The sequence below is a fragment of the Pseudarthrobacter sp. 1C304 genome (assembly GCF_052245515.1).
Lineage (GTDB): Bacteria > Actinomycetota > Actinomycetes > Actinomycetales > Micrococcaceae > Arthrobacter.
The window spans coordinates 175,900-190,315 of record NZ_JBQQCH010000005.1 but is presented as its reverse complement, the minus strand read 5'-3'; the positions used below and the strand labels follow the sequence as shown (position 1 = coordinate 190,315).

Here is a 14,416-nt window from a genome sequence, read left to right as displayed (position 1 = left end):
TTTCCCTGTCCAGGGGCCTTTTCATGCTTCTTCGTGTGGACAGTGTGCACACTCGCCTCTGATCTGATGTTCTGGGTGTGTGGGGTCCCTGATAGACCCATTCGGTTGTGTGGGGGAGCGGCTGCCTACGGCGGACCGGGTACCGCCCTGCGAAGCCTCTTTTGGGTGTTCATTCTTGTTCGTCCTTCCGTTGGTTTTCCGTGTTCACCACTTCATGGTGGCTCGGGCCGCGTACAACATGACTTGCTGATTATTCTTTCGATCGACCGAGGGGGTTGCGGCCGGTCCGGAATGTCCGCTCTTGTACCTGTTCATGCAGGACGGTGGAGGGAATTGCATGACATGGCCACCCATCCGGAGCTGATCATGAGCTCCCTGAGCCTGGCCAGTTGACAGGTGCGGCCGCTTCGAGGTCCAGTCGCAGGAGTTGGTGGGACCTGCGAGGGCCTGAGCCCCGCGCAATACGGTTCCAGGCCCTCGCGGCTTATGATCCATTCGGCCAGTCCAACTTTCGGGGACCATTTCACCAAAAGCGGGCGCCCGCCAGTGAGTTTCCTCGACGCTAACCTGCCAGACCGGCAAGGAGGAAGATCACGGCGGCGATGGCGAAGCCCATCACGCCGATGAGGGTTTCCATTACGGTCCAGGTTTTCAGGGTGGTCTTGACGTCCATCCCGAAGAAGCGGCCCACCAGCCAGAAGCCGGAGTCGTTGACGTGGGAAACCACCACGGAGCCCGCTGCGACGGCGATGACCATGGAGGCGACCTGCATGCCGTTCAGCCCTGCCAGCGCCACGGCCGGGGCGATCAAGCCCGCGGTGGTGGTCAGGGCCACGGTGGCGGAACCCTGGGCGATGCGCAGGATGGCTGCGATCAGGAAGCCGGCCAGGATGAGCGGGATGCCCATGTCACCCAGGACATCGGAAAGTGCGGTGCCGATGCCGGAGGTGCGCAGGACGCCGCCGAACATGCCGCCGGCACCGGTGATCAGGATGACAGAGCAGACCGGGCCCAGGGAGGATTCGAGCAGTTTCTCCAGTGCACCTGCATCCTTGCCGCGCCTGAGGCCCAGGACGTATATGGCCACGATCACGGAAATCAGCAGGGCCACCGGGGTTTCACCGAGGGTGCGCAGGATCTGGAACCACTGCTCATCCTTGACGCCTTCACTCAACACACCGGAGGCGGCCAGCGTGTTCAGTCCGGTGTTCATGAAGATCAGGACCAGCGGCAGGAGCAGCAGCCCCACAATAGTGCGGAAGCGCGGCGGGTGGCTCTCGGCTTCGGCGCTGGCGTGGCCCAGGATTTCCGGAACCGGCAGCACGAGCTTCCTGCCGATGTGCAGGCCGAAGAGGTAGGCGGTGACGTACCAGGTGGGGATGACGACGATGAGGCCGGCAAGGGTTACCAGGCCAACGTTGGCTTCAAAAAAGGCGGATGCGGATACCGGTCCGGGATGCGGCGGCAGGAAGATGTGCATCACGGAGAACGCGCCGGCGGCGGGCAGGCCGTAGCGGAGCACTCCGCCGCCGAGGCGGTGGGCGACGGCGAAGATGACAGGCAGCATGACCATCAGGCCGGCGTCGAAGAAGATGGGAAAGCCAAAGATGAGGGAGGCAAGGCCCAGCGCGAAGGGGGCACGCTTTTCGCCGAAGATGCCGATCAGGTAGTCGGCCAGGACCTTGGCTCCGCCGCTGGTTTCCACGATGCGGCCGAGCATTGCGCCAAGTCCCACGAGGAGGGCCACGGTGCCCAAGGTTGTGCCGAAACCGTTGATCAGTACGGGTACCACCTGGTTGGCGGGGATGCCGGTGGCGAAGGCGGTTGCGAGGCTGATAAGGATCAGGGCGAGCAGCGCGTGCATGCGAAGCTTGATGATCAGGAACAGCAGCGTGACGATCGCGGCCGCGGCGATGAGCAGCAGGGGGCCTGCTCCCATCGTTTGGGTCCATCCTTCGATGACCATGGTTCTCCTTTGAAGCTGGATGGTTGCGGGTGAATAAGTTAGGACGCGGGAGCGGCCGGTAGCTTCAGCGAGGCGACGATGGTGCTCACGAGCTCTTCAGGGGATTTGGAGATGTCCAGGCGGAGGCTTCCGGTGGCGAGTTCGTCGTCGCTCAGCGGTTCCAGGGTTGCCAGCTGGCTGGGCAGGAGCGTGGGCGGCATGAAGTGCCCTTCGCGGCCCTGCATGCGCTGGCCAATCAGGTCCGCTTCGCCGTGGAGGTGCAGGAACAGGACGCGGCCCTCCGCCTGGGCGAGCAACTGCCGGTAGCTCTGCTTGAGGGCGGAGCAGGTGAGCACTGTGCTTTTGCCAGCCTTGGCCTGGGTGGTCATCCAGTTCTGGATCTGCTGCAGCCAGGGCCAGCGGTCCTCGTCCTGCAGGGGAATGCCTTGGCTCATTTTCTGGATATTGGTCTGCGGGTGGAACTCGTCGGCTTCGGCACATGCCCAGCCCAGCTGCTCGGAGAGAGCTGCCGCAATGGTGGACTTGCCGGAGCCGGCAACGCCCATCACTACAAGGTGCGTGGTGGGATACTGCATGTTTTACCTCCGAAGAAGACGCCGTTGGCTTAGTGAAGAACGCTCATCGCGCATGCCCGAGGAGGTGCGCTTGAAAAAGGTAGCACCTTTCCGCCCGACAGATACTATCTTTTCGTGTCAAAAGTCATATCTTTCGCTTCTTTTGAGTAAGCTGGTAGTGCGCGCAGGCGCAGAGGAAGGTAGGAAAGATGTCGACGGCGACACCACAGGACGCGGGCAGCGCCGACGACGGCGGGGGCTCCCCGGCGATGCACGAACGCGTTTTGGAGGCGGTTGGCGTTGCCATTGCTTCCGGCGAATTACCGCCGGGAAGCCGGCTTACCCTCGAAGGAATTCAGCAGGAATACGGCATTTCCCGTACCGTGGCACGCGACACTATGAAGGTCCTCGAGTCCATGAACCTGGTGTACTCGCGCAGGCGGGTGGGCATCGTGGTGCAGGAGCGCCGGCTCTGGAATGTCTTTGACCCCAAGCTCGTGCGCTGGCGGCTCGCCTCAGACCGGCGCGAGATCCAGTACAGCAGCCTCACCGAGCTGCGCATCGCCGTCGAACCTATTGCTGCAGCCGGCGCCGCCCGCCGGGCGAGCGCCGCCGAGCGGGCGAAGCTGACGTCGCTGGCCGCGGATCTGCGCCGACTGGGGGACGCCGGGGAGCTTGAGGCATTCCTGGCGGCAGACATCGAATTCCATTGCCTGCTGCTGCAGAGCTGCGGCAATGAGATGTTCCTGGCCCTGGAAGGCATGGTGGCAGAGGTGCTCACCAGCCGCACCCGGCGGGGCCTCATGCCCTTCAAACCCAGACCTGAAGCCCTCGACGCCCACGAGGACGTGGCCGCCGCCGTCGCCGGCGGGGACGCGACAGCAGCCGAGACTGCCATGCACCACATCCTGGATGAAGTACGCAACGCTATGGGCCTTCACTAAGGGCGCCACCAAATCGCTCCCCGCCCGGGCCGCCGTTCAGCAGCCCAATTGGGGGCGTCGTAGTGGGCAGGAAAGAGGGTGCGCACAATGTGCACACGCAGGGCTTCGGATCGGGTCGTACTGGTGCCGGGCTGGGCCGGATTGGCAGGACCGCGGACCGTAATTGGGCGTCGATGACGAAGCGATAGCGCACGTCGGCCTACCAGATGGAGCGAACCTTAGACGTAGGCCAGGAATCGTCCTGCGAAGATCACACCCGTCCACGTCGTCATCGATACGACCGCCGAGACGCGGGCCGCGATCGGTGTCGCGTCGGCGTACGCCGACTCGCCGACCCGACGGTGGACGCCGCGGTGGAACACGAGGACGTTCAGCCCGGCCAGGAGCAGGAGTCCGAGCTTCCACGGAGCAGCACCGGAGCCGGCGACACCGACTGCCTGCGCGCTGAACAGCAGGATGCCGGTGACCACTGCGATGGCCAGTCCGAGATGGGAGACGGGCAGGAGATAGCGTGCGGCCCTCGTGACGGGTATCAGACGATGCCCGACGCCCAGCAGCCGGAGGTCGAAGGCGAAGGCCGGACCGACGAGCACGGCGATCCCGAGGATGTGGAGGCTCTCGAGCGTCGGATACATGAAGGGAGTGGAGCGCACGGCATCACCGAGCGCGGAATGCTGCAGCCAGCGCAGGATCGGTTCAAGCCATTCAGGCATCAGGGCTCCGTTCATCCTGGCGGGTACGGCGGCGCACATAGAAGACTCCGCCCACGACGGCGACGACGACGGCGGCACCGAACACCGCCCAGACAACCCACGTCTCCGCTCCGCTGCGACCGACGATGCCGGCATCTTCTGTCGGAGGGTCCATTTCCACGGGATCCTCCACCGCCGACGGTCCACCGCCTGCTTGCGCATCGCCTGCCCGGGCATCGCCCGGTAGCGGTGCCCTGACCGGGAGCGTGTTGCCGATTACCTGGTTGACGGGCGCATGGTCGTCTCCGTACCAGAACGCTACCGGGCGGAAGAGGCCGTCGTCGGTGCTGTTGATGTATCCGACGCCCTGGAAGCGTTCTCCGACCTCCACGGAGCGGTCCAGTCCGTTGCTGCGCGACCACCATGGCGGAGCGATGATGACCTCAAGCCCGTCGTGGGGGCCGTCATACGCGGGTGCGGCTTCGACCCGGATGCTGTCCTCCGGGCCTGACAGGTCCTCGGGGATCGGCAGATCGGGCGTGTTGGCCGGAAGCTGGGCATCCAGTGCCACGTCGAAAAGCGAATGCGGGTCGCCCCAGCTTCCCTCGGACGAGACGGTGCCCGAGATGTAGACGAGGTGGTTGGTCTCGAAGCCGTCCCAGCCGTGGTGCGCGGCGGCCGGTGATGCCGGGAGCAGCGCCAGGGCTGCCGCGGCGAGGAGAGCGGCGGTGGCCAGAAGGCCGCGGCGGGGTGGTCGGACGGTGTGTGTGGAGACGCTCAAAGTCGTCGATCCTCTCTGTGGGCGGTGTGGCTCTCGTTGGCGAGCCTAGGGTGGGAGTTCAACGTTCTGCAGCTCATTCACACGGGTCGTCCCGGTCGGGGTGGGGACCTTCTCCCTGCCGCCGTAGTCGGAGAACGCCGGGGTCATCGGCAGCATCGCCAGGCACGAGCGGGTCGTGGGGTTGTCCTTGTCAATGACGACCTCCACGACTGTGTCCTTCCGGGTCGGTCCGAGGAGTACGCCATCAATCCAACACGGGGAATCGACGGTCCGGGAGTCCCTGCCGTGAGGGGTACCAAGAGGGACCCCAAGAGGTTGCCGGCAATCGGGAGCTGAAATCCGCAGCACACGGTGATGCGAACCAACGCTGGTCAGAAAACCAGATTGGTTGCAAGGGCAAAAGGGGGTCGGAACGGACCACCGGGACCGAGGAAGCACGAAAACCGCACCCACTGGGGCTACGGGCGGTCCTTGTGAGGGGCCTTGCCGGTACCCCTCACAAGAGAAACTCCCTCCCCGGAATGAGCCGTGGTGTGCTCGACAAGGCGAACAAGGCCACATCATACGAAACGGATCATGAGGACGAACACGATGAGCGCACACTTCAACCACGATGAAACGATCGCGACTGCCCGTCCGGGCAAAACGGGCGTCACCCGCCGAAGTCTGCTTGAGCTGGCAGGCGCGGGCGCAGCAGCAATGGCGTTCACGGGTGCGGTCGGGCTTTCCCGTCATCGCGAACTGACCCCCTCAACCCGTGCTGGAGGGTCCTCCTGATAGAGGCCCTGGGAGGGACTCCCTCTTCCCCTGGGGTTGATCTAGCGTGGAAGGCATGGACAATCGAGCGGAAGTACGTGACTTCCTTATCTCGCGGCGCGCCCAGGTCTCCCCGGAGCAGGTTGGTTTGCCCGCCGGGGAGAACCGGCGCGTCAAGGGTTTACGCCGAAGCGAAGTAGCCACCTTGGCCGGTTTGAGCGTGGAGTATTACACCCGCCTGGAGCGCGGTGCGATCAGCGGCGCCTCTCCACAGGTGCTGGCGAGCATCGCCACGGCCTTGCGCCTGGACGACGCCGAGCGGGCACACCTGTTCAACCTCGCCAGCGCGGCCAGCCCGGCCGCCCGGCCACCGCGGCGCCGCACGTCCAAGTCCTATGTGCCGCACCAGAGCCTGCAATGGGTGCTTGATGCGATCACAGCCGGTCCCGCATTCGTCCGCAACGGCCGGATGGACCTGCTGGCGGTCAATCCCTTGGCCCGCGCATTCTATAAGGACTGCTACGAGATGCCCGGCCAACCACCGAACATCGCCAGGTTCACGTTCCTGGACGAACGTGCCCACGAGTTCTACCCGGACTGGGATGCCTTCGCGGAGGTCACCGTCTCCATCCTTCGGACGGAGGCCGGCCGGGACCCCCATAACAAGGAACTCCACGACCTCATCGGTGAGCTGGGAACCCGCAGCGAGGAGTTCCGCCGACGCTGGGGTGCGCACAACGTCCGCCACCACGGCACTGGTTTCAAAACCTTCAATCACCCCGTCGTGGGCGAAATGAGCCTCGCATTCGAGGGGCTCGAAATGGCCGCCGAGCCGGGACTGACTCTCACGATCTACGCCGCAGAGCCCGGCTCGCCGTCGGCTGAACGCATGCAGATACTCGCCTCGTGGGCGGCTAGCGAACACGGAAATGCCGTCCAGGGTACATCCGAGAGGGCACGGACGGACAACTGAAAAACTTCCGGCCGCCAGCGGCGCTGCCGGGTGGCCTGGCCGCCGTCGCGGCCCTGTGCGAAACGCTGTGGAGCATTTATAGCGATGGGAAGGACTTCCGCACGTTCGTGACACCTCTCGACTGAGGGCACGGACTGATGCTTTCCGTACCCTGCCGCCCAGGCCCGCTGCGCGGCCCGGCAACAGTGGGGGCTGAGTCCACCAGGGGGTCCCTCCCAGGACCCGTCACAACAGGGGCTCCCACCCCTCTTGTGCAACTGCTTTGCTGGAGTGGACAAATTTTTCCAACTGAAAGGGAAGCCATCTCTCATGCGCCTGAAAATGCGGGCCCTGGCTGCGATCATCACGCTCATGATTCCCCTGGCCGCGTGCAACACCTCGTCTAACGGCCCGGCCTCCACCACTGAGCCGCCGTCCACCCCAACGGAACCATCCACCGCGGCCGATGGTTCGTCGTCGCAACCTGCAGCTGTCCCGTCCTCCGCGGGTGCGGCAGACAGTACCCCGATCACCATCGACATCGATGGCGGGACCGTGAGAGGTACTCTTTCCAGCAACGCAACTGCACGCTCCCTGATCGGGCAGCTTCCCTTGACGCTTTCCTTCAGGGACTACGGCGGCCAGGAAAAGATCGCAGAACTGCCGGAGCCGCTTTCGCTCGACGGCGTGCCCACCGGCGACAGCGCGGAACCACTGACCATCGGCTACTACGCGCCCGACCAAGCCCTCGTCTTCTATTACGAGAGCGTCGGGTACTCCCGCGGAATTGTGCGGATCGGATCGTTCGATGACCTCGCGGCGATCCGGGACCACACGAGCGGCTTTACGGCCAGGCTGGCTCCCGCTAACTGAGCGCATTGACACAGCCACTCCGGACATTTCCACCAAGAACGGAACCGTTTTGACTCGAGCAATCCTTGAGGATGGCGCGCGCCAGGCGCCCGTCGACGCCCTGCCCCACGAAAACATCAACATCATCGAAGAAACAAAGGATTCCGCTCCGGCAAGCGATCCTTCCGGCCCGGCCCGGCCCTTTCCCTGGGCGGCCCTGCTGGTCATGGCCCTGATGGGATTCCTGCTGATTGCCACCGAGACCATGCCGGCAGGCCTGTTGCCGCAGATCGCTTCGGGGCTGGCCGTCACCGAGGCGACGGCGGGGCAGTTTGTCAGTGCCTACGCCCTGGGAACCGTCATTGCGGCGATGCCCGCAATCGCGTTGACACGGGGGCTGCGCCGGAAGCGTGAACGATGTTCCGTCGAAGGTGCCGGTCCAGTAGGCGTAGGTTGCGGGCAGGCCGCGGGCTTTGCCGTTGGCGCTCGTGCCGAGCACCCAATGAGAAGTGCCGTCGTCGGCGGTCATGCGGAAGATATCAGGGCACTCCAGAAGCCCGAGATCGGTGCGAACGAACTCGCCAACGCGCCGCCAGGACCGCAGGTCGGCGGAGGTGTAGAAGCCGAGCTTCTGCCCCTCGGCGTTCGCCATGAACCACCGTCCGCGGTCAGCATCCCAGATCACTTTGGGATCGCGGAAGTCGTGCACTCCGGGGTTCGGCAACACCGGGGCCGTACCGGCGGCCCGGAACGAGCGCCCGCGGTCTGTCGAGTACCAGAGGTACTGGGCCTGGCGACCTTCGGGAGCCTGCGTCACGAGGGCGATCACCGCACCCTCGCCATATCCGGCGGTATTCCGCTCGTCGACCACAAGCGACCCTGACCAGCAGTCGCCGTTGTCGTTGCTGAACTTCGGGATCGCGACGCCGTGGTCAGTGAACGCGACGTGATCCGTGGTCGTCGCACGGCGCCACGACGTGCCGCCGCCGCCCCGCAGATAGTCAGCGTTGTACAGGTAGTAGTAGTGGTACTCCCCGTCTATGAAGATGGGGCGCTGAGGGTCGTTCTTCCAGTTGTCCGGGACGCTGAAGTGATAGGTCGGACGCATCCGGCGTGATCCTTTTGAAAGAGAGCCGTTAGATGGTGGATCGGGTGTCCCGGCCGGAGCGGCTGCGGCGGAATCAGCGAAGGCCGCTGAAAGTGCGAGCGATCCGCTGAGGGCCGCCGCCCCGCTTCCGGTAAGGAGTGATCGACGAGAGACCGCGGGTGAATCTTGCATGGGTTCCTTCTTCTTGCTGGGCAGCGTCGATGCTGCTGTGAGAGCGGGTGTTGGTGTAGTGCCCCGGTTCAGGGAAAGAGGCTCCGGGTACCGTCAAAGATTTCGGCCATGGTCCATGCGTCGAGGGAGAGCACCTGCACCGCGCCCTGGGCGGCAAGGCTGACGTGTTCCCCGCCCAGGGTGGGGTAGACGCGGGCGGTGAGCGCTATCCCGTTGGCAAAAATCTCGACGGCGGATCGGTCCACGATGACCCGGAGGTGCACCCGTCCTTCGGGCATGGGGACGGGTCCTGACTTGTCTTCCACATCAACGGTTGGATCAAGGCTGCTTCTAGTGCGGTCCAGGCGGAGCGTGCCGTTATTGCCGCCGTCACCCGCCCTGTACAGCTCAATGACCGTTTCCTCGGCGGGGCTGCCGGAGGTGCCCCCGCCAGCGAAGCCCAGCACACCGAGCCGCAGCAGTGCGCCCGGTGCCAGCTGGAGGTCCAGTTCGAGGTCGAGTTGCTTGCCGGACAGGCCGATGTCCAGGGGCGCCGGGGCGCCGGTCAGCACCAGTCCACGGAGGCCGGCATGGTCACGGCGCAGCTTTTTGATTTCGGGTACGGGTGCGAACCGGAGGGTCCCGTCGTCCGCCGCCGTGACGATCCGCGGCAGGCTCATGACCCCTGACCAGCCGGCCTCCACCATCGCGGCATCACTGCGGCCTTCCTGCATCCAGCCGAACATGACACGCCGGCCGGACTCATCCTCGAAGGATTGCGGTGCGTAGAAGAAGCGGCCGCCGTAGTCGAGCCGGTGCAGGGCCGCTGGCTCGAAGCTGTCCCCGGCGTACCGCCCGGTCCAGTACAGCGGATGGTGCGTGTCGCCGTCGTTCCAGGCGGAGAAGACCAGCACATCCGGCGAGCCGGCAGAAGGCGCTGATCCCAGCGAACCCTGTCCCGCCCGGAAGAGATCCACGCATTCCCACATGGTCCCCGTCCAATCGGTGTCCGCAGGATCGCCCTGTGAGGCATCGCCGATGAACAACGGCCCGATGTAGTCCCACGACCGCAGATCCGTTGATTCGTACAAGAACGCTGTACCGCCGCGCTGGCGAATGCCGGAACCCACCAGCTGCCGCCACTTCGTTCCTTCACGCCAGACGCAGTGATCGCGGAACGCCGTGATGTCTACTCCGACTGGCGGTGCTGCGATCACGGGATTTCCGGGGTCCTTGGTCCAGTTCAGCAGGTCCGGGGATCCTACGGCGACGCAGGGCAGCTCTTTGCCCTCGAACCGCCCCGAGTACACCAGGGTGGGCGTGCCGCGGTCGTTCACCAAGACCCCCGACCAGCAGCCCTCGGCGTCGGGTCCGGCGGACGGGTCCAGTGCAATGGGCTGGTCCGTCCAGGTGACGAGGTCCGTGCTGGTGGCGTGACCCCACTGAATGCGGTGGTGGAAGGCGCCCTCCGGGTTGTACTGGTAGAAGAGGTGGTACGTGCCGTCCCAGTGGCTGACGCCGTTAGGATCGTTGAGCCAACCGGCCGGTGACACGAAGTGGAAGCGTGGCCGGAGGGGGTCGGCTTCGGCCCGGGCAACCAACTCGTCCTGTGGAACGGTTGCGAGCGGGTGGGTCAGTTCAGTCATGCGGAAGCCTCTTCTTGAGCGTTCGACGCCGGGCGGTTGGGTTGGGTTGGTTCGCCCGCCAGGGCATGGCCGGCGGCGCCGTCCCACGGCCGGTAGAGGTGGCAGCGCACCCAGTGCCGGTTTTCGGGGTCTCCAACCAGATGGCGCACGGGTTCTTCGGCCGAGCAGGCCTGGCTCGGGTCGCCGTCGAAAGCGCAGCTGGTCGAAGCCATCACCGCCTGCCGCAGCTCGGCCCGGCGGACGGGATCGTAGGAGCCCGCCCGGGCCGGGTCCGGGACGGCCGAGACCAGCAGCTGCGTGTACGGGTGGGCCGGGTTGGCCAGGAGATCCAAGGACTCGCCCTCTTCGACGAGTTCTCCCGCGAACATGACCGCCGTCCGGTCCGCCAGGTATCGGGCCGAGGCGAGGTCGTGTGTGATGTAGAGCATGGAGATTCCCTGCTCATCGCGGAGCTTCCGCATCAGGTTCAGCACGCCGATCCGGACGGAAACATCCAGCATGGAGGTGGGTTCGTCGGCGAGGATGACCCGAGGTTCCACGGCAAGGGCCCGGGCAATCGCGATTCGCTGGCGCTGCCCGCCGGAGAGCTCGTGCGGGTAGGAGTTCAGCATGTCGGCCTGCAGCCCCACGGTGGTCATGAGCTCCTCAAGTCGCTGTTGCGTCTCCGCCTCGGAGCTGCCGCCCTTCCGGTGGATCGCCAGCGACCTCCGCAGGAAGTGCTCCACTCTATGGGCAGGATTCAGCGAGCCGAAAGGATCCTGGAAGACCATCTGCAGTTGGGACCGGAAGGCTCGCGATGCTTGGAAGCGGTCGCGCTTGAGGACGTCGACGCCGTCAATCAGGATCTCGCCGGAGCTCGGCTTTTCCAGCCGGGCAACGCAGCGGGCCAGGGTGCTCTTACCCGACCCGGATTCTCCCACGAGGGCCACGATTTCGCCGCGGCCAATGGCCAGGTCCACGCCCTGCAGGGCCCGGACGGAGTCCCGGGAGAACAAACCACCTACAGGAAAAGACTTTCCTAGTCCCCGGACCTCGAGGGCTGGAGCTTCGGTGTCAGTGGAGGGGCGCTGGGATGACAGTACAGCGTGGCTCATCGTACGGCTCCTGCCAGGATTGCGGTGTCAGCCGCTGAAGCGTCGGCACCAAACGGTGCAACGAGGTGGCCGGGTGCCGCCTCGGTGAGGTCCGGGATGTTCCGGAACTTCACGCCGTCGGGCAGTCCGGTCAGCGGAACGCGTGGACCGGTGAGTGGCGGGAACGCGCCCATCAGCGCCTGCGTGTAGGGGTGGCGCGGGTTGGCGTAGACGTCCTGCGCCTTCGCCGTCTCCACGATCCTGCCGCCGTACATCACGGCCATGCGGTGGGAAAGTTCCACCATGAGGGACATGTCGTGGGTGATGAACAGGACAGAGAACCCCAGTTCGCGCTGGAGTTCCTTGATTTGCGCCATGATCTCCTGCTGCACCACCACGTCAAGCGCGGTGGTGGGCTCATCGAGGATCAACAGGGACGGCTTGAGCGCCACGGCCATGGCGATCACGGCCCGCTGCCGCATGCCACCCGAGAGCTGGTGCGGGTAGGACTTCAGGCGTGCGGGGTCCATCCTCACGAGTTCCAGCAGTTCGCCGGCGCGCCGCAGGGATTCCTTGCGGGAGTAACCCGCGTGGGTGGTGAAAATGTCCACGATCTGCTCTCCGATGGTCAACACCGGGTTGAGCGAGTTCATGGCCGACTGGAACACCATGGCCACGTCCTGCCAGCGGTAGCGCCGCAGCTCCTCCGGGCTCATGGCCAGGACGTCCTTGCCGCCGAAGGAAATGCTGCCGCCGGCGATCCTCGCGGGATCCTTCAGGAGCCGCATGATCGAGTTGGCGATGGTGGACTTCCCACAGCCGGACTCGCCCGCCAGCCCGAACACCTCGCCGGTGCCGATGCTGAAGGAAACACGGTCGACGGCAGTGGTGGAGCGGGTGTCGCCGACATACTTGACGGTGAGGTTCTGGACGTCCAGGACGGGCTCGTGGGAGCCAAAGGAAACTTGGGAGACCGTCATTTGGCGGCGCTCCTTTCGATGGTTTTGGGGGTCTTGATCTTCCGCAGGCGGGGATTGGTGACCTCGTCCACGGCGTAGTTGATGAGGGCCAGGGCGAAGGCCACCAGCGCGATGCACACGCCCGACGGGACGAAGACCCACCAGCTGCCGGTGAGCAGGGCACCCTCGTTGCCGGCCCAGAAGAGGTTGTTGCCCCAGGAGACCGTGCTGACGTCACCCAGGCCAAGGAACTCCAGGCCTGCCTGGGCGCCGATGCCATAGATCACGCAGGCCAGCAGGGTGCCCATGACGATCGAGGCCATGTTCGGCAGGATCTCGCGGAACATGATCCGGCCCGCCCGTTCGCCGGAGACCACCGCCGCGGCCACAAAGTCCTTGGAGCGGATGGACAGCGCCTGTGCGCGCAATACACGTGCCGACCCGGCCCAGCCGGTGACCACGAGGACCAGGATCACAGTGCCCAGCCCCGGCGGCAGGAACGCGGCCAGGATGACAAGGAGCGGCAGCCCGGGCAGGAGCAGGAAGACGTTGGTCACCAGGGACAGTGCTTCGTCGATGAACTTGCCAAAGTACGCCGAGGCCAGGCCCACCAAAATGCCGATGAAGGTGGAAGCAAAGCCCACAGTCAACCCGACAAACAGGGAACTGCGGGAGCCGTGGGCAGTCAGGGCAAGCACGTCCTGACCTTTGGCCGTGGTGCCGAGCCAGTGCTCGGGAGACGGTTCCAGCGAGGCCATCGCGGTAATCCGCGACGGGTCTCCGGGGAACAGCACGGGGGCCAGCAACGCAAGCGCGATGAACACGAGCATCACGATCATGCCCACCAGGGCTTTCTTGTTGGTGATAAGGCCGTGGACAAAACTGCGGTTGGGTTTGCGGGCAGCTGTGGGCTGAGTGGGCTGCTTCAGGATTGCGGTTGTCATGATCGGTCCCTCTAGTTGCTGCGCACGCGCGGGTCGAGGCGGACGTAGAGGATGTCCACCAGAAAGTTCGCCAGCAGCACGGCGGCGGTGATGGTCAGGAACAGGCCCTGCATGAGCGGGTAGTCGAGGCCTTGGACGGCGTTGAGGAGTTGGTATCCGACGCCGGGATACGCGAACACCACCTCAGTGAGGAGAGCCCCGCCCACCACGAAGCCCAGGCCCATGCCGAAGCTTGTGACCGACGGGAGCATGGCGTTGCGTGCTGCGTAGCGGAGCATGATGCGGCTGGGGCGGAGTCCTTTGGCTTCGGCCATGGTGATGTAGTCCTCCGAGTTCGTGGCGATCATGGTGTTTCGCATGCCCAGCATCCAGCCGCCAATGGATACCAGCACGATCGTCAACGCCGGCAGGACAAGGTGCGCCCCGACGTCGCCGATGAACTCCCAGGTGAAGGCGGGTTCCAGACCTGCCGTGAAGGCGTGGCGGATGGGGAACCAGTCCAGCACCACGCCGAACAGGTACAGCGCGCCCATCGCGAGCCAGAAGTACGGGAAGGAACCGATGAATACGAGCACCGGCGGCAGCGCCGAATCGATGGCTCCGCCGCGTCGCCAGGCGGCCAGGATGCCCAGCAGGTTACCCACGACGGCGGCTATCACCAGTGCGGTTCCCCCGAGCAGGAGGGTCCAGCCGATCTGGGACGCAATGACCTCGGTGACCGGAGTGGGGAAACGTGAGATGGAGACGCCCATTTGCCCGGTGAAGATGTTGTGGAGGTAGTCGGTGTATTGCTCCCAGAGAGGCCGGTCGTCAACGCCGAGCAGCTTGCGCAGGGCCTCGATCTGTTCAGGCTGCATTCTGTCCTGGGAGCGGGCGAACATGCGGGAGACGGGGTCCCCGGGCATGAAGCGCGGGAGCAGGAAATTCAGGGTGACGGATGCCCAGAAGGCGATCAGGTAGAAACCCAGGCGGCGCAGGATGAAGCGCACGGTTTCCCTCCATTTCGGGAATTGCGGAAAGTTTGGAGGCACGCCCGGCG

14 protein-coding genes are annotated in these 14,416 nt (G+C 65.0%); 3 read left to right on the top strand and 11 right to left on the bottom strand.

Translation table 11 applies throughout. From position 1 onward, the window contains the following. Positions 1 to 562 precede the first annotated feature (562 nt). Positions 563 to 1,966, bottom strand: a complete 1,404-nt coding sequence (locus ACTWQD_RS12105; RefSeq protein ID WP_443196373.1) for a GntP family permease — start codon at positions 1,964 to 1,966, stop codon at positions 563 to 565. Positions 1,967 to 2,004: 38 nt separating this feature from the next. Then, positions 2,005 to 2,541: a gluconokinase gene (locus tag ACTWQD_RS12100; RefSeq protein ID WP_443196372.1), complete on the bottom strand. Its 537-nt coding sequence runs from the start codon at positions 2,539 to 2,541 to the stop codon at positions 2,005 to 2,007. Between the two features lie 188 nt (positions 2,542 to 2,729). On the opposite strand from ACTWQD_RS12100, the gene ACTWQD_RS12095 reads away from it, so the two are divergent. Continuing rightward, positions 2,730 to 3,464 (top strand): FadR/GntR family transcriptional regulator, encoded by a 735-nt coding sequence (locus ACTWQD_RS12095; protein WP_443196371.1) that lies wholly within the window; start codon positions 2,730 to 2,732, stop codon positions 3,462 to 3,464. Between the two features lie 218 nt (positions 3,465 to 3,682). Here the strand turns inward: ACTWQD_RS12095 and ACTWQD_RS12090 are convergent, their stop codons facing one another. Genes ACTWQD_RS12090 through ACTWQD_RS12080 form a run of 3 tightly spaced genes read right to left on the bottom strand, consistent with a single transcriptional unit; the run spans position 3,683 to position 5,144 of the window. Then, positions 3,683 to 4,177, bottom strand: a complete 495-nt coding sequence (locus ACTWQD_RS12090) for a DUF6644 family protein (protein WP_443196370.1) — start codon at positions 4,175 to 4,177, stop codon at positions 3,683 to 3,685. Continuing rightward, the gene (locus ACTWQD_RS12085) at positions 4,170 to 4,937 is read right to left on the bottom strand and encodes a hypothetical protein (protein ID WP_443196369.1); all 768 of its coding nucleotides are present in this window, start codon (positions 4,935 to 4,937) and stop codon (positions 4,170 to 4,172) included. The genes ACTWQD_RS12090 and ACTWQD_RS12085 overlap by 8 nt, the downstream gene beginning before the upstream one ends. Positions 4,938 to 4,982: 45 nt before the next feature. Beyond that, positions 4,983 to 5,144, bottom strand: coding sequence for a cyclophilin-like fold protein (locus tag ACTWQD_RS12080; RefSeq protein ID WP_443196368.1), 162 nt, complete (start codon positions 5,142 to 5,144; stop codon positions 4,983 to 4,985). 625 nt (positions 5,145 to 5,769) lie between these two features. Between ACTWQD_RS12080 and ACTWQD_RS12075 the strand changes: the two genes are divergently transcribed. Further along, complete coding sequence (locus ACTWQD_RS12075) at positions 5,770 to 6,666, top strand: helix-turn-helix transcriptional regulator (protein ID WP_443196367.1); 897 nt, start codon at positions 5,770 to 5,772, stop codon at positions 6,664 to 6,666. A gap of 309 nt (positions 6,667 to 6,975) precedes the next feature. Then, the gene (locus ACTWQD_RS12070) at positions 6,976 to 7,518 is read left to right on the top strand and encodes a cyclophilin-like fold protein (RefSeq protein ID WP_443196366.1); all 543 of its coding nucleotides are present in this window, start codon (positions 6,976 to 6,978) and stop codon (positions 7,516 to 7,518) included. On the opposite strand, the gene ACTWQD_RS12065 is transcribed toward ACTWQD_RS12070, so the two are convergent. The 6 genes from ACTWQD_RS12065 to ACTWQD_RS12040 form a co-directional block, all read right to left on the bottom strand. Next, positions 7,511 to 8,605 carry a glycoside hydrolase family 32 protein gene (locus ACTWQD_RS12065; RefSeq protein WP_443196365.1) on the bottom strand — a complete coding sequence of 365 codons (1,095 nt, stop codon included), beginning with the start codon at positions 8,603 to 8,605 and terminating at the stop codon, positions 7,511 to 7,513. The genes ACTWQD_RS12070 and ACTWQD_RS12065 overlap by 8 nt on opposite strands. A gap of 239 nt (positions 8,606 to 8,844) precedes the next feature. After that, positions 8,845 to 10,401, bottom strand: a complete 1,557-nt coding sequence (locus ACTWQD_RS12060; RefSeq protein WP_443196364.1) for a glycoside hydrolase family 32 protein — start codon at positions 10,399 to 10,401, stop codon at positions 8,845 to 8,847. Beyond that, on the bottom strand, positions 10,398 to 11,495 hold the full coding sequence (locus tag ACTWQD_RS12055; protein WP_443196363.1) for an ATP-binding cassette domain-containing protein: 1,098 nt from the start codon (positions 11,493 to 11,495) through the stop codon (positions 10,398 to 10,400). Before ACTWQD_RS12055 ends, ACTWQD_RS12060 begins: the two co-directional genes overlap by 4 nt. Further along, positions 11,492 to 12,454, bottom strand: a complete 963-nt coding sequence (locus tag ACTWQD_RS12050; protein ID WP_443196362.1) for an ABC transporter ATP-binding protein — start codon at positions 12,452 to 12,454, stop codon at positions 11,492 to 11,494. The genes ACTWQD_RS12055 and ACTWQD_RS12050 overlap by 4 nt, the downstream gene beginning before the upstream one ends. Beyond that, positions 12,451 to 13,377 carry an ABC transporter permease gene (locus tag ACTWQD_RS12045; RefSeq protein WP_443196361.1) on the bottom strand — a complete coding sequence of 309 codons (927 nt, stop codon included), beginning with the start codon at positions 13,375 to 13,377 and terminating at the stop codon, positions 12,451 to 12,453. The genes ACTWQD_RS12050 and ACTWQD_RS12045 overlap by 4 nt, the downstream gene beginning before the upstream one ends. A gap of 11 nt (positions 13,378 to 13,388) precedes the next feature. After that, on the bottom strand, positions 13,389 to 14,366 hold the full coding sequence (locus tag ACTWQD_RS12040) for an ABC transporter permease (RefSeq protein WP_443196360.1): 978 nt from the start codon (positions 14,364 to 14,366) through the stop codon (positions 13,389 to 13,391). Between the last annotated feature and the right edge of the window lie 50 nt (positions 14,367 to 14,416).